Below are 25,275 nucleotides of genomic sequence, written 5' to 3'. Positions count from 1 at the left end.
ATGAATATACAAGAAATGTTAAAACAAGCAAAAAAAATGCAAAGCGAAATGGAATTAAAAGAAAAAGAAATTGCAAAAAAAGAATTTGTAATTGAAAAAATGGGAATAACATTAACAATTTTAGGCTCAAGAAAATTAAAATCTGTAAAAATAAATGAAGCATTAATTGATCCTAATGATCCTGAAACATTAGAAGATTTAATAGTAGTTGCATTCAATGATGCGATGGAAACCATTGATAAAACTTATGAAGAATTAAGTCAATCACTGCCACAAGGAAATCTACCTTTTTAAATGAAAGATGAATCATATAAAGATCTTTTAAAACTTTTAAAACAAATACCAGGAATAACCACAAAACAAGCAGAAAAAATTATTTATTTTATTTTATTTTCTGATCAAACATATGTTGATGATTTGACAAATGTCTTAAAAACCTTTAAGCAAACACATAAAAAGTGTATTATTTGTAATAATTTTGACAAAAAAGATATTTGTAATATTTGTTTACAAAGAAAAAACGCAAATAAATTGTTAGTTGTTTTAAAGGCAGAAGATATTCAAAAATTTGAAGATCTTGATTTTTTTAATGGAAAATACTTTGTTATTGAAAAGTTAATTAATCCTGTTAAAAAAATTTCTATTGATCAAAAAAATATTGAATTATTTTTAGCATCAACTGAGAGTGCAAATGAAATTATTTTGGCGCTACCTAGTAATTTAGAGGGACAAATGACAATGCAATATTTAAAAACATTAGTAAAAGATAAAACAAAAAAAATATATCAATTAAGTACAGGCATTCCTGTTGGGGCTAGTGTTGATTATATTGATCCAATTACTTTAATTCAATCACTTAAAAACAAGACCGAAATTTAGGAGATATTATGAAAAGAGCAAGATTTATAACTTTTGAAGGTATGGATGGAAGTGGTAAAACTACGATAATAAGTAAGTTAAAACAAAAATTCATCGAGGAAAATATAATAAACAATTTTGTTTTTACCCGTGAACCAGGAAGTTCAAAAAGTGATGAAGCTGAAAAAATAAGAAATTTTATTCTAGATAATAATAATACATTTAGTTCAGCTGTTGAAGCTCTTTTATTTGCAGCAAGTAGAAGGATCAATTTAGAAAAAGCGATTTGACCTGCATTAGAAAACAATAAAATTGTAATTAGCGATAGATACTATCATTCTTCTTTAATTTACCAAGGTATTTTAGGAAATGTTGGTATTGAAAAAGTTCGTGAAATTAATATGATTGCAACTGATTACACAAAACCAGATTTAATTATTTTCTTTGACTTAAAACCAGAAATTTCCTTACAACGGATTACACAGAATCGCCTTATTTTAGATCGCATGGAAACAAGTGATTTAGAATATTATAAAAAATTACATGACGGTTATAAAAAATTAATTGATTATGAACCAGAAATTTTTGAAATTGTGGATGCTTCAAAACCAATTGAAGAAGTTTTAAATAATGTTTTAGAAATTTTTAAAAAGAAAGTTTTATAAATATGAAAGATAATAACTATGTTTATAAATTAATAGATAATTCAATAAAACAAAATAAGCCATTTCAATCAGTTATTTTTTCATCATCTAAAAACTTTAAAATCGACAAATATATTTTGTATTATATAAATAAATTACAAAATTCTCACTTTAGTGATTTTGGACAATTACAAAAACAAATTAATATCCAAATTTTAGGTGATATCCATTCATTAAATAAAGACGAAATTTTAAATTCTATTAATGAAACATTTTTTACAATGAATAAATCCATTAAAAACATATTAATTATAAAAAATATTGAAAATGGATCAACACAGGCAATTAATGCATTATTAAAATATTTGGAAACTTTATCTAGCAATATTTTTGTTTTGATTACAACAAATAATAAAGGTGCTGTTTTAAAAACAATACTTTCAAGAAGTACAGTTATTGATTTGATTGATGAAAACACACAAGAATTTGAAAATTATTTAAAAAATTTAAACACTCCATTTGTTAATTTTTATCAAATTCTTACAAATGATATTGATATTTTTAATACATTTTATTCATTAGAAAATGATAATATTTTACAAGACATTTTAAAAGCAATTAATCAAGAAAACTTGAATTTTTTTGATATCTTAATCACTAAAATGAATTTTGAAAATAGTTTTTTAATTTTAAATTTTTTAAATTATGTTTTTAAAAATATTTATTTTTTACAAAACAGCATTAACCTAAATAAAATTGATAAATTAATAATTAATAAAACAACAAAAAATACTGAAAAAATTTTGAATTTAATAAATAAATATCAAAATGTAATTACCAATAATACTTATAATTTCAAAATTCAAAAATCGGCTTTTGTTTTAGAATTAAGGAGTTTATATGAATAAATTTTACATTGTAGGAACACCTATTGGTAATTTAAAAGATATCACATATAGGGCGATTGAAACATTAAAAAATGTTGACATTATTCTATGTGAAGATACTAGAAATTCAAAAATATTACTTGATTTTTATGAAATCAAAAAACCGCTTATGTCATACCATAATTTCAACGAAGAAATCATGGCAAAAAAAACAATTAACTTAATTAAAAACGAAAATAAATCAGTTGCTTTGATTTCTGATGCTGGAATGCCTGTTATAAGTGATCCTGGTTTTGAAATTATTAAACAATGTTATGAAAGTGATATAGATGTTGAAGTAATAAGTGGTCCAACCGCACTTATTCACGCAGTAATAAAAGCAAATTTTTCTAGTCAATTTAGTTTTTTAGGTTTTTTAAAAGATAAAAGTGAACAAAGAATCAATCAATTAAAAAAATTAGACTATGGTGTTTATGTTGCTTACATTTCACCACATAAATTGCTTAGATCTTTAGAAGATTTTGAAAAAGTTTTTAATGAACAAGAATGTAAAATATTTTTAATTAAAGAAATGACAAAAAAATTTGAAACATTTTACACAGGAACTGCAAAAGAAGTACTAAGTCAATTAAACAACAATACAAAAGGTGAATTTGTCATTGTTTTTAATATTCAAAAACCCAAACATTTAAAAGTAAATAAATATGAAAAATTTTCAAAAATAAATAAATAATTTATTACATTGAAAAAATTTTGTGCTATAATATAAGAACTACTTGGCGGAGGTGGCGAAGTGGTTAACGCTCTGGGTTGTGGCTCCAGCATACGCGGGTTCGATTCCCGTCCTCCGCCCCATTTTTTTTATAAATTTTTTATTTTAGAATAATAACTAATCACCTTTTTATGGTGGTTTTTTATTTTTTTATTTTTCTTAGCTGTTTTTAATCTATTAAAAACAATATGCATTGTGGTAAAATTTAAACATATTAAAAAACTAAAGGAGTAAAAATGACACCACATATAAATGCAAAAGATAATGAAATAGCAAAATATGTTCTTATGCCAGGAGATCCATTAAGAGCAAAATATATTGCTGAAAATTACTTAACAAATGTAAAATTAGTTTCAAATGTAAGAAATGTATTTATGTACACAGGAGATTATAAAGGTAATAAAGTAAGTGTATGTGCATCAGGGATGGGGATTCCTTCAATTGGAATTTATGCTTATGAATTATATAATTTCTATGGAGTAGAAGCAATTGTTAGAGTTGGTTCTGCTGGATCATATGAAAAGGATTTAGCACTTTATGATTTAGTATTAGCTTCTAGTTGTTATGGAGAAAATGTAAGTTTTAGAAAAGCTTTTAGTCTTCCAGAAGAACATATGGCTTTTCCAAATGAAATATTAAATTTACAGATTGAAAATAATTCAAAAGAATTAAATATTGACTTAAAAACTTTACACATTCATTCAGAAGATGCTTTTTATACCGATGAAAATGTTGAAACAAGAAAATCAAGAAGTAATAACGCCGCTTGTGTTGAGATGGAAAGTTATGGACTATTTACAATAGCACAAAAACTAAATAAAAAAGCTGCATGTCTTTTAACTATTTCTGATAATTTAGTAACAAAAGAATACACTACAAGTGACGAAAGAGAAAAATCATTTAATAAGATGATGGAATTAGCTTTATCAGTTGCTAAGGATTATCAATAATGCGAATGATAGATTTAATTGATTTAAAAGCTAATGGCAAAGAATTAAATCAAGAACAAATAAATTTTATTATTACAAATTATGTAAATAAAAATATTCCTGATTATCAAATGGCTAGTTTATTAATGGCTATTAGATTAAAATCAATGACTGATAAAGAAATTTCTTATTTAACAGAAGCTATGATGAATAGTGGAAAAGTTTTAAATTGAGATTTTTTAAATACCATAGTAGTTGACAAACATTCAACTGGTGGTGTTGGAGATAAAACAAGTATAGTTTTAGCCCCTTTACTTGCTTCTTTAGGTTTAACAATGGCAAAAATGTCAGGACGTGGATTAGGTCACACCGGTGGTACTATTGATAAATTAGAAACAATTAGTGGTTTTAAAATTACATTAACAGATCAAGAATTTAAACAAACAGTTAAACAACATGGTTTAGCCTTAGTGGGTCAAGACAAAGAATTAGTACCCGCAGATAAATTAATTTATGCATTAAGAGATGTAACTGCAACAGTTCAATCAATTCCTTTAATAGCTTCAAGTATTATGTCTAAAAAACTTGCAACTGGTTCTAATGTAATTTTATTAGATGTTAAATGTGGTTCAGGGGCTTTTATGAAAAATATTGAAGAAGCAACTGAACTAGCAACGCAAATGGTTAATATTGGAAAAAACCTTGGTAGAAAAGTTTTAGTTGAAATTACAAATATGCAACAACCACTAGGAAGAGCTATTGGTAACAAAAATGAAATTTTAGAAGCTGTTGATACTTTAAAAGGAAATGGACCTGAACAATTCAAGGAATTAATTTATTCATCTGCAACAAGTTTATTATTGGAAACAAATAAAGCAAAAACTTTATCAGAAGCAAAAAAATTAATTGATGAAGTTATTGAAAATGGTAAAGCTTTTGAAAAATTTAAAGATTGAATTAAATCACAAGGTGGAAATATCGATGAAATCTTTGATAAAAATTGATATGCACCAAAATATAAAAAAGAAATTGTTGCTCATAAATCAGGTTATTTAGAAATTTTAAGTTCACTTGAATTTGGAATTGCAGCTATGAAATTAGGGGCAGGAAGAAAAACCAAAGAAGATAAAATTGATAATGAAGCTGGAATTTATTTAAATAAATTAACAAATGAAAAAGTTATTGATGGAGAAGTTTTATTCACTTTATATTCATCAAATCCAATTCCGCAAGATATAATCAATGACTTAAAAGATTTTTGACAAATAAACGACAATCAAATTGAAAATTCAATTATACTTAAAAAAATTCAGTAGGAGAAAATTATGGAATATAACAGAATGGTAGATCATACTTTATTAAAACCAGAAGCAACTCAAAAAGAGATTGACAAATTAATAGATGAAGCTAAAAAATATAATTTTTGAAGCATCTGTATAAATCCAAGTTGAATTAAATATGCGTTTGAAAAATTAAAAGATTCAAATACACTAATTTGTACAGTAGTTGGATTTCCATTGGGTGCTATGAGTACACAAGCAAAAGTTTTTGAAACAAAACTAGCTTTAAATCATGGAGCCAAAGAAATTGATATGGTAATTAACATTGGTCGTTTTAAAGATGGTCAATATGATTATGTTTTAAATGAAATTAAAGCAATTAAAGAAGCGTGTGGGAATAATGTATTGAAAGTTATTGTTGAAACCGCATTATTAACAAATTGAGAGATTGAAAAAGCTACAGAAATAGTATTGCAATCAGGTGCTGATTTCATTAAAACATCAACAGGTTTTAGTTATCGTGGTGCTAACTTTGAAGATATCCAAATTATGAAAAAAATTGCCCAAGATAAGCTTTTAATAAAAGCTGCTGGAGGAATTAAATCATACGAAGATATGCAAAAAATGGCAGAACTTGGTGCAAATAGATTTGGAATGAGTAAATCAGTTGCAATTTTTGAAGAAAAGAGAAACTAATCATGGTAGAAATATTTAATCATCCACTTATAAAAACAAAATTAACAACAATGAGAAATAAAGATACTTCTCATGATGTATTTAGAAAAAATTTAAACGAAATAGCATCATTAATGGTTTTTGAGGTTTTAAGAGATTATAAACCTCAACAAGCAACAATAAAAACACCAATAGGTGCAGAAACAACAGGATATTTTTTAGATAAAGAAATTGTCATTGTTCCTATTTTAAGAGCAGGACTAGGAATGGTTCAAGGAATTTTAGATTTAGTTCCACAGGCAAGAGTAGGTCACATAGGAATTTATCGCGATGAAAAAACTTTTGAAGCCATTGATTACTTTTATAAAGTTCCAAGTGTTTCAAAAGATTCATATGTTTTAGTGGTTGATCCTATGTTGGCAACAGGTGTTAGTGCATATGATGCTATAAATAGGTTAAAGCGAGAAGGGTTTACTAATATAAAATTAGTTTGTTTAGTAGGTGTGGATAAGGGAGTTGAAAGAATTCAACAAGCCTTTCCAGATGTTGATATTTATTTAGCAACAAAGGATGATTATTTAAATGAAAATAATTACATTGTCCCAGGATTAGGTGATGCCGGTGATAGATTATTTGGTACAAAATAAAGAGAGTTAATAACTCTTTTTTATTTTTTAGCACTTTTTTAGTTAGAGTGCTAAAAATTTGCTATAATTTGTAATAATGAAAGTGAAAGGAAATAACATGAAACATCCTATAATCGGTATCAAAGATAAAGTTTTAATGGTAGATGATTTATTAGAAATTACCATTGGAAAAATAGATAGTTTAAAAATATTAGATTATGCTATAAAAAATAATGAAAAAATTGTTATTACAACATTAAAAAAACACACACCCTCAACAAAAACTTTAGAAAATTTTTATGAATATGGAGTTATTGCTGAAATAGTAGAAGTAAAAGCACAAAGTAAAACAAATTCAAATAATAAAATTGTTGTTTTCAAAGGTTTAAAGAAAGTTTTATTAAAAAATATATTGCCCTTAAATGTTTCAGAAACAGAAGAAGATATAATCGAAGACGGAAATGTAGAAGTTGAAGAAGTTAATGAATATGTTTCTAATTTGGATATGCTAAAAGAAATGCTAAATAAAATTGCTGATGTATTTTCAAAAGGTGCATCTTCAGCGAATGACTATTCTTCACCAAGACAAATTGATATTAATGAAATCGCAAAGCAATTAGCAAGCACAGTACAAACTTTAGATGAAGCAGGTGCTAAGTCAATTTTATTAACAATAATCCAAGCACAAAAATTAAAAACTACTGAAAAATATAAAGTATTTCAAGAAAATGATTTTGTTTTAAAATCTGAAAAACTTCTTGAATATATTTTGATTCAATTTAAATTACAATTAATTGATAATGAAATTGATAGCACATTAAGAGGCGAATTAGAAGAACAACAAAAAGAATTTTTATTGCGTGAAAGATTGAGAATTATTCAAAAATCATTAGGAGATGAAGAAACTGAAACAAATTATGAAGAATCAGTTTCTAATGCAGAATTAAAACAACAATACCCAGAAGTAGTTATAAAAGCAATCGAAAAAGAAAAATCAAAAACAAAAAATATGATGCCCGCAAGCCCTGAAGCTAATATTTCAAAAAATTATGTTGATTTATTACAAGTTTTACCTTGAAGAAAAGTAGCTTCAGAAAACTTAGATTTAGTAAATGCAAAAAAAATTCTTGATGAACACCATTATGGTTTAAAAGACCCAAAAGAAAGAATTTTAGAATTTATTGCTGTTTTAACACACAATAAATTGCAAAAATCTCATAAAAATGATTTAATTAAATTACCTGATACTGATAAATTTTTTATTGATAAAACACTATTTGTAAGTAAAGAAGGAAGTTTAGTTAACGAATCAACTCAACCTATGCCAATTTTAACATTAATAGGGCCTCCAGGTGTTGGAAAAACAACATTAGTTCGTTCAATAGCTAAAGCGCTTGAAAGACCTTATATTAAGGTATCTTTAGGTGGAGTTAAAGATGAAAGTGAAATTAGAGGACATCGTCGTACCTATGTAGGTGCTATGCCTGGAAAAATTATTAATGCTATTAAAAAAGCAGGTGTTTCAAATCCGGTTGTTCTATTAGATGAAATAGATAAAATGTCGGCTGATTATCGTGGTGATCCTACTTCTGCTTTATTAGAAGTTCTAGATCCTGAACAAAACGTTAATTTCCAAGATCATTATTTAGAAATAGAATATGACTTATCAAAAGTATTATTTATAGCAACTGCAAACTATTTTGAAAATATCCCTGAAGCGCTTGTTGATAGGGTTGAAATGATTGAATTAAGTTCTTATACTTCAATTGAAAAATTACAAATTGCAAAAAAACACTTAATCCCTAAAGTATTAGAATTTAATTCACTAACTGAAAATCAATTTAAAATTACAGATGATATTTTAAATTACATTATAAAATATTACACACGTGAATCAGGAGTTCGTGAATTAAGTAGGATTTTAGATAAAATTGCAAGAAAAATAGTTGTTAAACTATTAAGTAAAGAAGTTGATGATGAATTTAATATTACCTTAGAAGAAGTAACTAATTTCCTAGGACCTATAAAATTTGAAGATGCAGAAAATGAAAAAGAAGATCAAATAGGTTCAGTAAATGGATTAGCTTGAACAAGTTATGGTGGCTCTACACTTGCAATCGAAGTAAGTACTTTTGCAGGAAAAGAAGGACTGAAATTAACTGGTTCTTTAAAAGAAGTTATGCAAGAATCAGCACAAATTGCATTAAATTATGTAAGATCCCACGCAGAGGAATTTGATATTGATTTTGACTTTGAAAATAATACAATTCATATTCACGTTCCCGAAGGAGCGGTTCCAAAAGATGGACCAAGTGCTGGAGTAACATTTACAACTGCAATAATTAGTGCGCTTTCTAAAAAACCAGTTTCACCAACTGTTGCAATGACAGGAGAAATTACTTTAAGAGGTAAAGTTTTACCAATTGGTGGTTTAAAAGAAAAATCACTAGCGGCTTCTAAGTTTGGAATAAAAACAATATTTATTCCAAAAAACAATGAAAAGAATTTAGTGGATGTCCCTGACGAAGTTAAAAAACAAATTCAATTTGTACCAGTTTCAGAATATACACAAATCTACAATCGTTTATTTAAAAAATAATATAAAAAATACCAAACTATAATGCTTGGTATTTTTTTAAACTTTCAATTTCTTTAGCTGTTAGTTCCCTTGATTGTCCTCTTCGCAAATTAGAATCTTCAATAGATGCAAATGATTTTCTATGAAGGTTTATAACAAGGTTTCCAACTTCTTTAAATAAATTTTTTACGTGATGGTATCTTCCTTCTTGCAAAGTAACTTCATAGTTTACTTCATCTAAATATATAACTTTTTGTAAAGATCTTTTACCTTCAATAAAAACATTATTAGAATTTAAAAAATCAAGTTCTTTATTGCTTAATTTTTTTTGTAATGTTGCTATATACACTCTTGGTATATTATTTCGAGGATGAAGTAATTTATTTGTTAATTCTCCGTCATTCGTAATTAATAAAATACCCGTTGTATCAAAATCCAATCTACCTACTGGATAAACATACTGAGAAGTTTTTAAAAAGTTTTTAATTGTTTTTCTTCCTTGGGGATCACTTAAAGTTGATACAACATATTTAGGTTTGTTTAAAACTATATAAATTTGCGAATTGTTGTTTATAACAAGTTTATTTTTATAATAGATTTTATCTGTTTTTGATACTCTATCACCTAAATTTGCCACTTTATTATTAATTCTAAAGTATCCTTTTGTTATTTCTTCTTCCGCTTTTCTTCTACTCATTAGTCCAGAGGAAGAAACAAATTTTTGTAATTTTTCTGTTTCTTGGTTCATAATATTGTTTAAATTATACAGTTTTTAATACTAATTTAAAAAAATAAAGTATAATAATAAAGCATTTGCCGTCATAGCTCAGGGGCAGAGCACTTCCATGGTAAGGAAGGGGTCGCTGGTTCAATTCCAGTTGACGGCACCATATCATTTTTGACCAAATTAGCTGCTTGCTAATTTTTTTATATTCTAAAAATCACATTTTATGCAAAAAAATAACACAATATTGCATTTTTACTAATTATGTTAGTAGCAAAAATTTTTACAAAGTCAAAAAAATATTTTTTAATTTGCTAGTTTTTAATATATAATTAAGCAGTAAATAGAATATTTAGAGAGGGAAATATGAAAAAGTCAAAGAAAATTTTACTTACTAGCTTATTAGCATTATCATCGGTTTCTGCTATTTCTGCTGCTTTTGCTTTAAATACAAGCCAAAACAATCAACAAAATAATATCGTTGCAAGTTTTGAAAGTGCACCAGAGGGTAAAAAATAGCATGATGTAGAACCTTTTGCAGGACAAACTGAAGGAGAATTTAAAGTTGATACATATGAGGAAGCACAAAATTACTATATTGCTTTATACGATAAAATACTTGAAATTATGGACTCACAATTAACAAAAGCAGATTCTTCAGAAGAATGAGTAATAGATCCAACAACAAGAGATATAGTAGCTAGATCAAGACAAGCATTTTTACAAGTTATAGAGGGATTTAAACACAATTGAAATTTATATAAAAATATGATATTGAATCCTGAATCACTAATAATTGAAGGTTTAAGAGGTTATATTGATGCTATATTTAAAAAAGAAACTAAATTGATCGAATCTTCACTAGATTATCCCGATAAAAAACAATTAATGTTTAGTGATGCAATTATAAACAAATTTATTAAGAATTATAGTTTTGAATTAAAAGATGAAAAATATAGAATTTCCAAGAAAACAGAAGACAATGAAGTTACAAAAAATGAAAAATATGCAAGTTGAATATTTAGAAATCAACTTTCATTAATAGAAAAGAAAGATGATCTTAAGTCAAAAGTATTTAACGACTTTGCCATTAAACAAAAAGCAAATGTTGTTTCTGAAAATAATGGTGGAATTTTTACGTATACAGAAGAAAAATTATCAATAGATGAATTTAAAGATTTAGAAGTTGAAACTAAAATCTATGAAGATATATTAACAGAAATTGAAGGAATGCTTCAAGAAACTAATGATGAAAAATTTGCAGAACCAAAGGCTAAATTACAAGAAACATTAGATAACGTAAAAGAAGAATACAAAAATATGGAATTTAGTTTTGATAATCCAAAAACATTCCAAACTAAAGCATTAAGTGCAAAACTTCAAGAAGCTAAAGAAGAATTTAAAACATCTAACTTATATTTAAATTACTACTACAAATTACAAGAATTCAAAGATTTAAATAAAGAAAATCCAGTTGATGCATGAATTTTTGATGAAGTTCAAACTGTTGCTAACTTAAATTTAAATAAACAATCAGAAAATCAACAATTAATTGATGCATACAATACATTAAATGAAATATCTAAAAAATATGTTCCAGTTAAAACATTTAGTGATACAGTTGATACAAATACAAGTAATAACAAAATTAAAGAATTAACTTTAAATGAATTAGCAAATTACTTTGTAAACCCAACTGCTGAAAAATTACAAGAAATTAAAGATCAATATTTAACTTGAGAAGTTCAATGAGTTGATGCATTTGAAACTATGAGTAAAATTGTTGCAAATGATAACATTTCAGAAGATCAAATTAAACAAATTAAAAACGTTTTAGCAAATGAATTACCAAACATAAAATTAACAAAAGAAATTCAACAATTAACAGAACAAGTTGCAGATCTAAAAACTGGAAAATCTACATATGATTTAAAACAACTTGAATTCACAAAATCATCAGAAAATAATCGTGATATGTTAGAAAATCTTCTACAAAACGATGAAAATAGTTATAAAAATTCATTCTGATTATTAACAATATTAGTTGTTCCAGTTCTAATTATTCCAGCAATGATTTTCTTCTTTGTAAACAAAAGAAATAAAAAAGATAAAGAAGAAAAATAAAAAATAAATTTGGCTATTATGCCAAATTTTTTAGTATCTTTTAAAAAGAAAAAGTTGCAAAAGCAACTTTATTAGAAATATCAATAATGGCAGGGGTAGCAAGACTCGAACTCACAACACACAGGGTTGAAGCCTGTTGTTCTACCATTGAACTATACCCCTAAGTGATATTTGCTTTATTATTATACAATAAAATTAATATTTTTTAATAATTTCAATAATATCAATCACTTTAGAGATATTTAATAATTCTTCATCAGAAACAGAAATATTAAATATAGATTCTAATTCTACAACAATTTGCACTAAATCAAGTGAATCTATGTTTAAATCTTTAATTTCTGAATTTAAAGTTATTTTTGTTTTTGTGTAATTTTGTAGTGTTTCAAACACTTTTTGTTGAATATCATTTTTCATAATAATATTATTATACAAAATAAAAGAAAAAAGCAAATTTATTACTTGTTTTTATGTTTTTGATAGTTTATTTAATAAAAATTTAAATATAAAACACCACAAAAGGTGTTTGGTATTTTAGATATTTTTATCAGTTTTTGTTTCTCAATTAGGTAAATTATTAAATTGTTCAGAGTCATATTTTTCTGGATATAAATAACTTAGTAGTCGCATTCTTTCATAAAATGATCCAGGGTTTTGTGTAATGTTACCATCACCAAAAAATGAATTAGCATTTGTATCTACTATCATAACATTTGAACGGTAATAAGAAGATTCAGTTACTAATCCAGTTATATTGCCTTCCGAATCAAAAGCCATACTTCCCGATGCTCCGCTTTGTAAATCAAATATCTTTGAACTTAAAGGTACTGTTGGCATTTTTGACATTGCGCCTGGATATAAAAGTCCCTCTATTCCTCTTTCATCCATGCTTCCTATTATATATTCGCGGTATCTTTTTGCATCTAAACTATCTAAATTGGCTGCTTGTTTTCCTATAGGAAAAGAAGCTAATGATCAATTTAAATTAACTAATTGTGATAAATGCAAGTTATGTTTACTTGGTTTAAGATTTTTTAATTCTTTTAATGTTTTAAAGAATTTATATGTTTTATAAATATTTGAATCATTTTCATCAACAGCCACACCATCATAGTAAACTTTATTATCTTTTTCTTCAAATATTGAATAAAAGTCTTTAAAATCAGCGATAGCAACAATTAAATCAGCACTAGAAAGTGAATGAGTATTCCTTCCATATTGTCCTTCACCATAAATATTTCAGGTACTATTGTAGTTTATATCACCGAAATTATTTTTAAAATCTTTATAACTTGTAGGAAAAGCTTTATCATTATGAAAGTTTGTAATAATTTTAACACCAACTGTAGGTTTAGCTCATTTTCTTGATTCAAACACCAATCCTCTTTTATCGCTTTTATTAATGTTTCAACCACCTTCTGGTTCAAGAAGATCTATAGGAAGATTAAAATAATTATTAGAAAATTCTCTTATTTCTTTTTCGCCTCAAACATGTTGATTAGTAGTAATAAAAAACTTAAAGTCATTAGGATCATTTGGTTTTACTTTACCAATTACATTTCAAGTACCTTGTCCACGCATTTGCCGAGAAGCGAAATTAAATACTCTTTGTCTTGCATTAAGTACGTTTTTTTCATTATTATTGAAATAAACACGCTTAGATGAACCTTCTAACGTTGTTTTTAAATGCTCATAATTATCTTTAAAATTTAACTGTTCAAGACCTATTGATAATATTTCTTTATTATAAATAGGTTTATATTCTATAGGATTTAGTTGTTCATTTAAATCAGCTCAATGAACAAAAAATAAAGAACTACCTAAAAAAGCTGAATTATTTAAAGATAAATAATGATCACCTAATGTATCAAATATTTTTATGTCTTTATTTTTCGAATTAATTAAAAATGTTAATTTTTTTGTTGTGTTATTGTATTTAATATTAAAACGATATCTAAAGTCAATTAGTTTTTTTAAATTTAATTCATCTTCTTTTGAATTTCGTATTGCTAAATATTCAAAACCTAAGTTATTGATAGTTTGTTCTTTTAATATTCTTTTGTAAGGGATAGTTAAATAAACAAATGATTTAGACATATTTTTTACAGAAGAATTAATTCTATAACCAGTTTTGTTGTATCTAAAAAATGGTTCAGGTTCTATTATATCAATAACCTGTCTTTGTTTAGGGTCAAATTCAAAACCAAGTACAAAGAATGCATCATCTAAATGTTTATCTAAATTACTAAAAGAAGATAAATCCTTCGTTATAGAAGCCTCTGTAAAATCTTTGTTAATATTTCAACTTAAATTATTAATTATTTCTCTTGGTGAAATAAAATGAGTATTAACTTTTTTATTATTTTTTATTAAATTAAATTTATCTAAATTAGTATTTAAATACTCATTTTTAAGTTTTATTTTGTTATTTATTTTATCTTCAAATAAAGTTGCTTGATATTTATATCAATTTTCTCGTTTATAATTAACAATAGCATAATGATTTTGAAGTGTGTATTCAATGTTTGAATCTTCATCTTTTTTATTTATTAAATCATTTTTTGTATATCCTGTATTTTCTTTATAAATAAAATTATTATCTTTTTGGTTGTTATTTATGAAATTGTATAATAATTTTTTGTTATTTAATTTTTCTAAACTTTTTGAAAATTTAGTTTCATTTACAAATTCATTAAGTGAAAAACTATCAACAATTCTTATTTTTTGTAGCTCATATTCAATATTTTCATAAAAACCATTTAAATTAAATTGTTGTAACTTATTAAATGGAATGAGTATTTTTTGTTCTAAAAGAAATAAATTATTATAAATGCTTTCATATTGTGTTTCACCAACAAATGGACTTAAACGCTTAAATGTTAATTCTAATTTTTTATTTTGAAAAATTTCAAGATCATCATTATGAAAGTCAATAGCAACTGAACCTAGTATTTGTCTATTTTTATTATCAAGATAAAAATTTAATTTGTTAATTTGAAATTCTTTGCCCACCTTAGCATTATTAAATATAGTTTCTTGATCATTAATATCATATTCAAATAATTCGTTATTAATTTTTATTTTAGTTACTATTAATTTTGAAATATCCTTAGGAAAATCAATATTTTCAAAGATAAATGAATTTTGAGAAGTATTTTTTAATTTATAAAGATTAGAAAAAGGATTAAATGGATCTAAACTTTTTATTTCTAGTTCAATTTCTTTATTTGCAAAATCTTGATAGTCTTGAAAATTAACCACTAAATTATTATTTTCAACTGAAATTTTAGTTAATTTTGGTCCTTTTTTAAATAGTGATAAAAATTCTTTTTCATTGTCTTGGTTTTTTATTTCGATATTAGGTATATTTTCAAGTCATTTTCATTCTTCGTTATTTTTCTTAACTTGTATTCCTAAAATTTTATCAACTTCTGAAATTTCAAATGACTCGGCTGTCGCGATTAATTTTGAAAAATTATCTGTTTCTACTACTGCATTATACTGATTACCTTTTATATATTTAAAATTGACATATGATATATTTTTATCTTTCTTTAATAATACAAGTTGCATTTGATCGGGAAAATTTGTTAAATTATTTAAATTTTTATTATAAAATTGCAAACTAAAAGTATGTGTATTTTGAGTTTCATCTCAAGTTTTTCAGTCAGTAATGCTTTTTATTACAACATCATCTTCAAGTTTAAAAAAATCTAAAAGCGGTAATGAATAATTATTTGATTTTAGTTGATATGTAATATCATTTTTTTGAACATTTAAAAGAGAAATTTTATCGTTTTTATTAATATTTGGAATTTGTGCTACAAACATTTTATTTGATTTATTATCATTATAAAAAACAAGATCAACTAAATAATTCTGATTTTCTTTTTTATATTGTAATTTGTAATTATTTAAATCTTTTAAAGAAAGTTTTGAACTAATATATAAAGTTAATGTATTATTTCTTAAATAAGAATAATTTAATGTAAAAGTATTAAATTTTGAAATATCAAAATGTTCATTTTTTTGTTTTTTTGTATTATTTTTATTTTTTAATCATGTATTATAAGTTATAAAATTAGGATCATCTAAATTAAATTCACTAATATCTTTTATATTAATTGAAGCCCTTTTTTTATAATTATCAATTAAATTAAAATTAGGATTATAAAAACTTTCACTTGGAGTGTTTTTTATATTCAATTCTTGATTTGGTGTATTTTGAATATTTTGATTTTCTTTTTGTGTTGAATCAGGTTTGATGTCTTCTCTAGTTTTAGAATTATTTTGATTTTTTAGATCTAAATTATTTTTTTTAGATAAATCAGAATTGTTTTTATATTCATTTTCATTTTTTGCCATTAATTCAGATTGTATATCTTTTTTAGGTTTGTTATTAATCTCATCTTTAATGTTTGAATCATTTTTATTTGTTGTATTGGAATTATCTTTATTTTTGTTTTTTGGCACTTTGTTTGTTGTGCTATTATTTGTGTTTTCTTGTTTATTTTGGTTTTTATTAGTGATATTGTGTGTATTATTTTTTTCATTTTCACTTTTTTTATCAATATTTTCCGGTGTCTTATAGCAAGAAACTACAACTGGGACGATAGCTGATATTGATAATGGAAGAGTTAATAAAAGTAGATAATTTGTTTTTTTCATAAATAGTCCTTAAATTTAAAGATAATTATATAGATTTATTGCTTTTTAAAGCAATTTTTCTATTTATTTTTAAAAAAATAAGCAAAAACTCAAAAAATATTCAAAAATTATTTATTTTAGCCTAAAATTTATCACAAAACATAAAAATATGATTTTTTGAGTATTTTTTGTTTGTTTTTCTGTGTTAATCAGCAAAATAATACTTGTTAAAGTATAATATAATATAAGTCATTTTAAAATGGGAGATGAATATGCAAATACTTTTAGATGGAAAAAAACTAGCTAATTTACTCGAACAAAAAATTGCAAATATATTAAAAAAACTTAATTTAAATCCACTTCCTAAATTAGGAATTATTCAAGTTGGTAATTTAGAAGAATCAAATATTTATATTAGACACAAGTTAGATACTGCAAAAAGATTAGGTTTTGAAGCTTTATTATTTAAATATTCTGAAAACATTTCAAATGAAACCCTTTTAAATGAAATTAAAAATATTCAAGAAAAAGTAGATGGATTGATAGTTCAATTACCACTACCACCACATTTAAATAAAATTCAAATTTTAAATAACATCAATGAAACAAAAGACATTGATGGCTTAAATGAAATTAATGCTTACAAATTAAAAAATCAAGAAAATAGTTTTTTACCAGCAACCGCTTTAGGTATTATTATTCTTGCAAATTATTATAAAATTAATTTAACTACCACTAGCGTAGGTGTGGTAGGAGAAAGTCAAATAGTTGGTTTGCCTGTTAAATATGCTTTATTATGCAAAAACAAAAATGTAACTAGTTATAACAAAGAATCAAATATTAATTATTTAAATAAACACGATGTTCTAATAGTTGCAACTGGTGTAAAACACCTTATTACAAAACAATATGTAAAACAAGGTGCAAGTGTTTTTGATGTAGGAATTCACAGAGATAAAAACAACAAAATTACAGGTGATTGTGATTTTGAAAACATTAAAGATATGTGTTATGCAATTACACCAGTTCCGGGCGGAGTGGGTCCTATGACTGTAATTTCTTTAATAATTAATTTGTTAATTTCATACACAAATACGCATACACAGTACAAAAAATATTTCAAAGATATCTTAGATTTAGCTAATTTTTCAAAGTAGTTAGTTAATATGTTATATTATTAAATAAAGGAGTTATATTTATGAGTAGATTAGTATTTTTACTTATTTCATTTTTTCTAGGTGGACTAGGAATTGATAGATTTATAAAAGGTCAAATTGGATTAGGTGTATTAAAACTAATAACAGCTGGAGGATTTGGAATTTGATGATTAATTGATTTAATATTAATCGCAACTGGTTCAATTAATCCACCTGAAAATTTCTAAAAATTACAAATTTTGATCATTAAAATAAAAATATGTTAAAATATAATAGCATTAAAAGCAAAAAGAAGATTCATTTCTCACCTTGGTCTATTTAAAGATCGGGTTGCTACTATGTTTTTACATATTGTAGTGAGAAGTGGATAAAACCACTTTTTTTATTTATTAAGGAGATACTTATTCAATCAAATCAAAAACAATTTCAAAAAGATAAAAGACCAAAAAGTGAACACGTTTTAAATAACGATATTCCATACAAAAAAGTATTTGTACTAGATTCAAGTGGAGAAAAAATTGGTGTTTTAGATAAAAAAGAAGCAATCGAAATGGCTAAAGCTGACAAAATGGATTTAGTTTTAATTTCAATTGCAAACAATAAACCAATAACTAAAATATTAGATTATGGTAAATTTAAATACGAAAGAAAGAAAAAAGCCAAAGAAACAAAAGAAAAACAAGCTGTAACAATAAATCGTGAAGTTCGTCTAACAGTTAATATCGGAGATCATGATTTACAAACTAAAGCAAGAAAAGCCAAAGAATTTTTATTAAATGGTGATAGAGTTAAAGTAAGTTTAAAATTTAGGGGAAGAGAAATGATTCGTCCTGAAATTGGTCAAGAAGTTATCAATAAATTTTATTCTTATGTAGAAGATGTTGCAAAAATTTCAAAAGAAGCAACACTAGTAAATGATCGTTTCTTGGATATGTATTTAGAAAAAGATAAAAAGAAAGTGCTACAACTAGAAAAAAATAAAGAAACAAATGAAGAAGGAGATACAAATGCCTAAAATGAAAACTAAAAGTGCTTTAAAAAAACGTATTAAAGTCACTGCATCAGGAAAAATTAAACGCGGAAAAGCATATCGTTCACACCTTGCTCAAAACAAAACAACAAAACAAAAAAGACAATCACGTAAATCAGGTTTAATGGCTAAATCAGATTACAAAAGATTAAAAGAATTAATATAGGAAAGGATTTAATATGCGTGTAAAAGGCGGAACAGTTACAAGAGCAAGACGTAACAAATGACTAAAATTAGCTAAAGGATACTGAGGGCACAAATCAATCGGTTATAAAGTAGCTAAACAAGCAGTAGTTAAATCATGAACTTATGCATTTAGAGATAGAAAACAAGTAAAACGTGATTTTAGAAAATTATGAATAGCTCGTATTAATGCAGCAGCAAGACCATTAGGAATTTCTTATTCACGTCTAATTGACGGATTAAAAAAATCAAATATTCAAGTTAATAGAAAAATGCTAAGTGAATTAGCAATTAATTATCCAAAAACATTTGAAGAATTAGTAAATCAAGCTAAAAAAGCTTTAAACTAATTAATTCTTAATAGATAGTTTAACTATCTATTTTTTTATTTAAATGCTATTTTGAAGTAAAATATAAAAGAATATATGCTTTATTAGGAGGTAAAAAATGGCAAGAGTTGTAATAGGTCTTAGTGGTGGAGTAGATAGTTCGGTTGCTGCTCACTTATTAAAAGAACAAGGGCATGAAGTAATTGGACTTTTTATGCGTAATTGAGATAGTTTTACAAATAATGATTTCAAAGGTAATGAAACTTTAAATCAAAATATATGTACTCAAGAACAAGATTATTTAGATGCACAAGCAGTTGCAAATAAACTAAATATCCCCCTACATCGCGTAGATTTTATTAAAGAATACTGAGATAATGTTTTTTCTTATTTAATTGATGAATATAAAATCGGAAGAACTCCTAATCCAGACATTTTTTGTAATAAATTTATAAAATTTGATGCTTTTTTAAATTATGCAATCAACACATTAAAAGCTGATTATATCGCAATGGGTCATTATGCAAAAAGCATAAATGATGAATTATTTAGAGCTGAAGATGAAAATAAGGATCAAACATATTTTCTAGCACAATTATCAAATTCACAAATTTCAAAAGCAATTTTTCCATTAGAAAATCTCACTAAACCAGAAATTAGAAAAATAGCACAAGATTTAGGTTTAATAACTGCCAATAAAAAGGATTCTACTGGAATTTGTTTTATTGGCGAAAGGAGATTTAGTGATTTTCTTGAAAATTATATTCCGGCACAACCTGGAAATATTGTAGATATCGCTACTAAAAAAATTGTTGGAACACATAAAGGAGCAATGTATTATACAATAGGTCAAAGAAAAGGTTTAAATTTAGGTGGATTTGAAAAACCATATTTTGTAGTAGGCCATAACATTAAAAAGAAAATAATTTATGTTGCAAATAACGATGCTGATCATTATCTCAAATCAAACAAAATGATCGCAATTAACTTTAATAAAATCGCGCATGATTTTAATTATGATAATTTAACTGCAAAATTTAGATATCGTCAAAGCGATATTAAAGTAAATATTAAATTTATAGATGAAAATACTTTAGAAATTACTTACCCTTTAACTGAAGCAGTAACTCCTGGACAAGAAGTTGTAATATATGATGGAAATAAGGTTGTTGGTGGAGCAATTATTGATAAAATATTTTTAGATAACCAAGAAAAAACATTTTTATATGAGGAATAATTATGAAAAAATTAACTTCTAAACAAATAAGACAATTATGACTTGATTTTTTTAAATCAAAAGATCACCTAGTGGTAGAATCAAAAAGTTTAATCCCTGTAAATGATCCTTCACTTTTATGAATTAATAGTGGTGTTGCTACATTAAAAGATTATTTTAGTGGTAAAAAAATACCTCCATATCCAAGAATAACAAACTCGCAAAAGTCAATTCGTACAAATGATATTGAAAATGTTGGGATAACAACTAGACATCACACTTTCTTTGAAATGCTAGGAAATTTTAGTATTGGAAATTACTTTAAAAAAGAAGCAATTGAATTTGCATATGAATTTATTTTTAACGAACTTGAATTTTCAAAAAATGATATTTATATAACATATTATTCTGAAGATACTGATACACTTAAATATTGACTAAAATTAGGTATTTCAAAAGATCATATGATTGAAGGAACAAGAGATACAAACTTTTGGGATGTAGGTCAAGGACCTTGTGGACCTGATACAGAAATATTTTTTGACCGTGGTCCAAAATATGACAAAAGAGGTATTGAATTAATTAAAGATGACATTGAAAACGATCGTTTTATTGAAATTTGAAATATAGTATTTAGTCAATTTAATAATGATGGTGAAAATAATTACACAGAACTCGCACACAAAAACATTGATACGGGTGCTGGTTTAGAAAGAATTTCAAGCATTTTACAAGATGTTCCTACTAACTTTGATACTGATTTATTTCAAATAATTATTAAAGAGATTGAAAAATATACAGAGTACAAATATGATATTAATAATTACTTTACAAAGGAACCAAATCAAACTAAAATAAATACTCAATTTAAAATCATCGCTGACCACATTAGAGCTTGTGTAAATGCTATAAATGATGGTGTTAAACCTTCAAATGTAGGTCGAGGATATATCATTAGAAGATTAATTCGTCGTTCATATCGTTCAATGCTTAAATTAGGTATTAAAGAATCTGCATTTTTATATAAATTAGTTGATGTTACAAAGCAATCTTTAATTTATGATATTGATGTAAATTTAGTTTCAGAAATTATTAAAGAAGAAGAATTACTATTTTCAAAAACAATTAATCAAGGTGAAAAATTACTTGAACGTGAAATTGAAAAAAATGGAAATATTTCAACTGAAATTGCTTTTAAAATGTTTGATACTTATGGATTCCCTATTGAATTAACAAATGAAATACTTGCTGAAAAAAATCTTCATATTGATCAAAATGAATTTAATAAATTTTTAGAAATTCACAAACAAAAATCTCGTGGTAATGTTGGAAACGCGATGGATAAAGTAATTAATAGTTTGGATTTAATTGATAAACAAATTAGTGAATTTACAGGTTATGAAGAAATAACTCACCAAAATGCTAAAATTCTTTATCTATTAAATGATTTTGAAGAAATTGAACAAACAAACAATGATGACGATGTTTCTTATGTTGTTTTAGATAAAACACCATTTTATGCAACAAGTGGTGGACAATTCCATGACTTTGGAATAATTAAACAAGGTGATAATGATATTGAAATTTTAGATGTATTTAAAGATAAATACTGAAACCATATTCACAAAGTTAAAGGTAAAATCCAAGCTAACATGCCAGTAGATTGTTTTGTAGATGAAAAGGCAAGACAAGGTTATATGCGTAACCATAGCTCCACCCATATTATGTTTAGTGCATTAAGAAAAACCTATCAAGATGAAAAAATCGAACAATTAGGTTCAAGTATTATGCCTGAATATTTTACATTTGATTTTCCACATGATAAAAAACCAACTCCAGAAGAAATAAAAAATATTGAAAATATAATGCATCAATATATTAAAGATAACGTCCAAAGACAATACAAAATTATGACAATTAAAGAAGCTGAAGAAATTGGTGCATTCATGACAATTGAAGAAAATGAATACCATGATCAATCAGCAGTTAGAGTTGTTATTTTTGATCCAATAACAAAAGATTTATGTGGTGGTACCCACTCACCAAATACCGCATTTATTGAAGATTTTAAAATTACAGGTGTAGAAAATAAAGGTACAGGAATTTATCGTTTAAGAGTTGTAACTTCAAATATATTGGTTCGTAATTATTTATTAAAAGAAATTGAAAAATATCAAGAAATAGTTAATTCAGTTATTTTAAAAAACAAGGAACTTGACAAAAATTATTCATTTCAATTACCAAACATTAATTTAGATCAATCTAATCGTGAATTAGAAAAAGAAATTGACAATTTAAAAGATTTAGAAAATAAAGTAAGAGAAGAATTTAAAATTTTATTTAAACAATCTCAAAATACAAATTTAAATTTAGAAGATATTAACCCACAAACAGTAAATAACAAACCAACTATTTTACTGCAAATAAACAGTATGCAGGATACCAAAAAAGCAGCAATAGAATTAAGAGAAAAATTCACTGATGCTCTTGTGATTACAGCAACATTAGACAATAATAAATGTTTTATAGTTGTTGCTTCAAAAATTTATAATTCAAATGATTTATTGAAGCAAATACTGACAAAATATCAAGGTAAGGGTGGAGGAAATGCAATTGTGAGTCAAGGAAGTTTTACAACAGATTATACAATTGAAGATATATTTAATGACATTAAGGAAAATATTTTATGCGCAAACTAGCACTTGATCTAGGAACTAGAACTTGTGGATTTGCAATTACTGATGATGATAATATCATCGTAACAGGATTAGAAAATTTTCGTTTTGAAGAAAATAATTTTCAAGCAGTAATAAATAAAATAACTGAATATATAAAACAATATAAAACTATTGATACGCTAGTATTGGGACATCCGTTAAGAAGTAATGGGACTAAATCAGAACGTACAGAAATGGTTGAAAATTTTAAAAAAGTGCTAGAAGATCAATTTAATTTAGATGTTGTTTTAGTTAATGAATATGGATCTACTATAGCGGCTGAAAGCATTTTAATAGAAGCTGGTTTTAAAAGAAAAAAAAGAAAAGGAGTTAAGGATAAATTGGCAGCGCAATTAATTTTAGAAGATTATTTAAACTACCACTTTAAAAAATAACTATGAAAATAAATTTAAATGATATAACAAGAAAAATTACAATAGAAGATGATAATGGTCAAGAAACAGAAATTACCATTTTATTTGATTTTGAAGAAAATGGTGACACATACTTACTTGGTGTTTTAAATGACCAAGAAACTGTTGTTGGACTAAAAAAACAAAACGATATGTACATTGAAATCCCTGAAGATGAATGAGATATCGTTGAAGAAATATTTGAAGATTTTTTAGAAAATAATGAAATTGATGCTTGATAATACAATATTATTTGAATTAAATCAACAAATAGAAAACACATCTTGACCAACTTGAAAAATTATTTTACTTGTTTCAGTGTTTATCGTGTTTTTTATTGGAGTATTTTCTTATATATACTTGCATAAAAAAGTAAAAAAAATCAAAGAAAAATACTTACTTGAACAAGAAAATGAAATTTTATTAAAAGCTTCTGAAAATAACGAAAATTTTGGAACTATTGTCACTGAACTCGAAAAAAGTACCAAAAATCCGTTAGCAAATCCAATTTTAACTGCTTTTTTATTAAATAGTTTTATTGTAAATAACTACCAAAGTGTATTTATTGATGATCCATATGATAATTACTTTGCAAAAACATTTTCATTAAGCACAAATAATAAAAAAATAACAACTAGTAACAAGAATTTAAATAAAGAAGATAAATTTATTTATAATTATGAAATCAAAAATTTAAATGATATGATTATTTTACTTAAACAAAAATCTGATCCAATTAATTATTTAAAAAATAATTTAAATTTTTTAAATAAAAACGGAATGTGTATTTTCTTATATAATAAGTACAATAAAAAAGAAGTAAATGATATTTTTAATTATCTTTATGACAAAAAAATATATAAATTTGAAAAATACAAAATAAAATCATTTAATTTGATTTTAATTACAAATTACATACCAAAAGGGAAAAACAATGAATAACACAGAAAAAATTTATTTAACTCAACAATCACTAGAAGAGTATAAAAAAGAATTAGAATACCTACAAAATGTTGTTAGACCACAAGTTATTGAAGAAATTCGTGACGCTCGTAGCCAAGGTGATCTTTCAGAAAACGCTGAATATGATGCAGCCAGAGAAAAACAAGGACAAATAGAAGCAAGAATTACTGAAATTCAACATATTTTAGACAACTATCAAATTATTGATGAAAGTTCAGTAAAATCAGTGGTACAAATTGGTTCAACCGTAACTTTTCAAATGAAAAATGATAAATCCATTGAAAAAACTTTACAAATTGTGGGTTCATTAGAAGCAAATCCTTTTGAACAAAAAATTTCAAATAACAGTCCACTTGCAAAAGCTCTTTTAGGTCATAAAGTAGGTGATGATGTTGAAGTTGATGTTGATAAAAAATATGAAATTATAATCAAAGAAATTAACTAATTTGCAAAACTCCTAAAACGGAGTTTTTTTAAACTAAATATTTTAATTTATTAAAATCATTTTTTTATTGGAAATAGA

At 25.1% G+C, this 25,275-nt stretch carries 26 protein-coding genes and 3 tRNA genes; 25 read left to right on the top strand and 4 right to left on the bottom strand.

All coding sequences use genetic code 4. The features are described 5' to 3' along the window. From N8G13_RS01545 to lon, 11 genes are all read left to right on the top strand, one after another. Positions 1–294, top strand: coding sequence for a YbaB/EbfC family nucleoid-associated protein (locus N8G13_RS01545; protein WP_262289182.1), 294 nt, complete (start codon positions 1–3; stop codon positions 292–294). Next, entirely contained in the window at positions 295–879 is a 585-nt protein-coding gene (locus N8G13_RS01540; RefSeq protein ID WP_262289181.1) for a toprim domain-containing protein, read from the top strand. Positions 880–887: 8 nt separating this feature from the next. Further along, positions 888–1,523, top strand: coding sequence for a dTMP kinase (gene tmk, locus N8G13_RS01535; RefSeq protein WP_262289180.1), 636 nt, complete (start codon positions 888–890; stop codon positions 1,521–1,523). Between the two features lie 2 nt (positions 1,524–1,525). After that, on the top strand, positions 1,526–2,410 hold the full coding sequence (locus N8G13_RS01530; protein ID WP_262289179.1) for a hypothetical protein: 885 nt from the start codon (positions 1,526–1,528) through the stop codon (positions 2,408–2,410). Then, positions 2,403–3,122, top strand: a complete 720-nt coding sequence (rsmI, locus tag N8G13_RS01525) for a 16S rRNA (cytidine(1402)-2'-O)-methyltransferase (RefSeq protein WP_262289178.1) — start codon at positions 2,403–2,405, stop codon at positions 3,120–3,122. Before N8G13_RS01530 ends, rsmI begins: the two co-directional genes overlap by 8 nt. Before the next feature lie 46 nt (positions 3,123–3,168). Next, positions 3,169–3,244 (top strand) — tRNA-His (locus N8G13_RS01520). Positions 3,245–3,397: 153 nt separating this feature from the next. After that, positions 3,398–4,111: a purine-nucleoside phosphorylase gene (gene deoD / locus N8G13_RS01515; RefSeq protein WP_262289177.1), complete on the top strand. Its 714-nt coding sequence runs from the start codon at positions 3,398–3,400 to the stop codon at positions 4,109–4,111. A gap of 5 nt (positions 4,112–4,116) precedes the next feature. After that, on the top strand, positions 4,117–5,406 hold the full coding sequence (locus N8G13_RS01510; RefSeq protein ID WP_391510157.1) for a thymidine phosphorylase: 1,290 nt from the start codon (positions 4,117–4,119) through the stop codon (positions 5,404–5,406). 9 nt (positions 5,407–5,415) lie between these two features. Further along, positions 5,416–6,066 (top strand): deoxyribose-phosphate aldolase, encoded by a 651-nt coding sequence (gene deoC, locus N8G13_RS01505; RefSeq protein WP_216535683.1) that lies wholly within the window; start codon positions 5,416–5,418, stop codon positions 6,064–6,066. Positions 6,067–6,068: 2 nt separating this feature from the next. Beyond that, the gene (upp, locus tag N8G13_RS01500) at positions 6,069–6,692 is read left to right on the top strand and encodes a uracil phosphoribosyltransferase (protein ID WP_262289175.1); all 624 of its coding nucleotides are present in this window, start codon (positions 6,069–6,071) and stop codon (positions 6,690–6,692) included. A gap of 97 nt (positions 6,693–6,789) precedes the next feature. After that, positions 6,790–9,270 (top strand): endopeptidase La, encoded by a 2,481-nt coding sequence (lon, locus tag N8G13_RS01495; RefSeq protein ID WP_262289174.1) that lies wholly within the window; start codon positions 6,790–6,792, stop codon positions 9,268–9,270. Positions 9,271–9,286: 16 nt separating this feature from the next. Here the strand turns inward: lon and N8G13_RS01490 are convergent, their stop codons facing one another. Then, a complete protein-coding gene (locus N8G13_RS01490; RefSeq protein WP_262289173.1) occupies positions 9,287–9,997 on the bottom strand; it encodes a pseudouridine synthase in 711 nt (236 codons plus the stop codon). 67 nt (positions 9,998–10,064) lie between these two features. Here N8G13_RS01490 and N8G13_RS01485 point away from each other — a divergent pair. The 3 genes from N8G13_RS01485 (at position 10,065) to N8G13_RS01475 (ending at position 12,097) form a co-directional block, all read left to right on the top strand. After that, a tRNA-Thr gene (locus tag N8G13_RS01485) sits at positions 10,065–10,139 on the top strand. Positions 10,140–10,339: 200 nt separating this feature from the next. Continuing rightward, a complete protein-coding gene (locus N8G13_RS01480) occupies positions 10,340–10,492 on the top strand; it encodes a hypothetical protein (RefSeq protein ID WP_262289172.1) in 153 nt (50 codons plus the stop codon). A gap of 108 nt (positions 10,493–10,600) precedes the next feature. After that, the gene (locus N8G13_RS01475) at positions 10,601–12,097 is read left to right on the top strand and encodes a hypothetical protein (protein ID WP_262289171.1); all 1,497 of its coding nucleotides are present in this window, start codon (positions 10,601–10,603) and stop codon (positions 12,095–12,097) included. A gap of 87 nt (positions 12,098–12,184) precedes the next feature. Here the strand turns inward: N8G13_RS01475 and N8G13_RS01470 are convergent. From N8G13_RS01470 to N8G13_RS01460, 3 genes are all read right to left on the bottom strand, one after another. After that, positions 12,185–12,259 (bottom strand) — tRNA-Trp (locus N8G13_RS01470). Positions 12,260–12,292: 33 nt separating this feature from the next. Then, positions 12,293–12,514 carry a phosphopantetheine-binding protein gene (locus N8G13_RS01465; protein WP_262289170.1) on the bottom strand — a complete coding sequence of 74 codons (222 nt, stop codon included), beginning with the start codon at positions 12,512–12,514 and terminating at the stop codon, positions 12,293–12,295. A gap of 117 nt (positions 12,515–12,631) precedes the next feature. After that, entirely contained in the window at positions 12,632–16,765 is a 4,134-nt protein-coding gene (locus tag N8G13_RS01460) for a hypothetical protein (protein ID WP_262289169.1), read from the bottom strand. Positions 16,766–17,016: 251 nt separating this feature from the next. Between N8G13_RS01460 and N8G13_RS01455 the strand changes: the two genes are divergently transcribed. The 11 genes from N8G13_RS01455 (at position 17,017) to greA (ending at position 25,197) form a co-directional block, all read left to right on the top strand. Continuing rightward, the gene (locus tag N8G13_RS01455) at positions 17,017–17,901 is read left to right on the top strand and encodes a bifunctional 5,10-methylenetetrahydrofolate dehydrogenase/5,10-methenyltetrahydrofolate cyclohydrolase (protein WP_262289168.1); all 885 of its coding nucleotides are present in this window, start codon (positions 17,017–17,019) and stop codon (positions 17,899–17,901) included. A 41-nt stretch (positions 17,902–17,942) separates the two neighbouring features. Then, entirely contained in the window at positions 17,943–18,128 is a 186-nt protein-coding gene (locus N8G13_RS01450) for a TM2 domain-containing protein (protein ID WP_262289167.1), read from the top strand. A 155-nt stretch (positions 18,129–18,283) separates the two neighbouring features. Next, positions 18,284–18,916 carry a translation initiation factor IF-3 gene (infC, locus tag N8G13_RS01445; protein WP_391510160.1) on the top strand — a complete coding sequence of 211 codons (633 nt, stop codon included), beginning with the start codon at positions 18,284–18,286 and terminating at the stop codon, positions 18,914–18,916. Then, positions 18,909–19,097, top strand: a complete 189-nt coding sequence (rpmI, locus tag N8G13_RS01440) for a 50S ribosomal protein L35 (RefSeq protein ID WP_216488966.1) — start codon at positions 18,909–18,911, stop codon at positions 19,095–19,097. The genes infC and rpmI overlap by 8 nt, the downstream gene beginning before the upstream one ends. A gap of 13 nt (positions 19,098–19,110) precedes the next feature. Further along, a complete protein-coding gene (rplT, locus tag N8G13_RS01435; RefSeq protein WP_216488969.1) occupies positions 19,111–19,464 on the top strand; it encodes a 50S ribosomal protein L20 in 354 nt (117 codons plus the stop codon). A 97-nt stretch (positions 19,465–19,561) separates the two neighbouring features. Next, on the top strand, positions 19,562–20,680 hold the full coding sequence (gene mnmA / locus N8G13_RS01430; protein WP_262289166.1) for a tRNA 2-thiouridine(34) synthase MnmA: 1,119 nt from the start codon (positions 19,562–19,564) through the stop codon (positions 20,678–20,680). Positions 20,681–20,682: 2 nt separating this feature from the next. After that, on the top strand, positions 20,683–23,358 hold the full coding sequence (alaS, locus tag N8G13_RS01425) for an alanine--tRNA ligase (RefSeq protein ID WP_262289165.1): 2,676 nt from the start codon (positions 20,683–20,685) through the stop codon (positions 23,356–23,358). Beyond that, positions 23,346–23,771, top strand: a complete 426-nt coding sequence (ruvX, locus tag N8G13_RS01420) for a Holliday junction resolvase RuvX (RefSeq protein ID WP_262289164.1) — start codon at positions 23,346–23,348, stop codon at positions 23,769–23,771. Before alaS ends, ruvX begins: the two co-directional genes overlap by 13 nt. A 2-nt stretch (positions 23,772–23,773) precedes the next feature. Beyond that, complete coding sequence (locus N8G13_RS01415; RefSeq protein ID WP_262289163.1) at positions 23,774–24,031, top strand: DUF1292 domain-containing protein; 258 nt, start codon at positions 23,774–23,776, stop codon at positions 24,029–24,031. After that, positions 24,021–24,731: a BC85_0335 family putative methyltransferase gene (locus N8G13_RS01410; protein ID WP_262289162.1), complete on the top strand. Its 711-nt coding sequence runs from the start codon at positions 24,021–24,023 to the stop codon at positions 24,729–24,731. Before N8G13_RS01415 ends, N8G13_RS01410 begins: the two co-directional genes overlap by 11 nt. Then, the gene (gene greA / locus N8G13_RS01405) at positions 24,724–25,197 is read left to right on the top strand and encodes a transcription elongation factor GreA (RefSeq protein ID WP_262289161.1); all 474 of its coding nucleotides are present in this window, start codon (positions 24,724–24,726) and stop codon (positions 25,195–25,197) included. The genes N8G13_RS01410 and greA overlap by 8 nt, the downstream gene beginning before the upstream one ends. The last annotated feature ends 78 nt before the right edge of the window (positions 25,198–25,275 follow it).

Source organism: Mycoplasma zalophi (assembly GCF_025486335.1).
Lineage (GTDB): Bacteria > Bacillota_I > Bacilli_A > Mycoplasmatales > Metamycoplasmataceae > Metamycoplasma > Metamycoplasma zalophi.
Note: the sequence above shows the minus strand (reverse complement) of the source record. Positions and strands in the feature narration are given on the sequence as shown.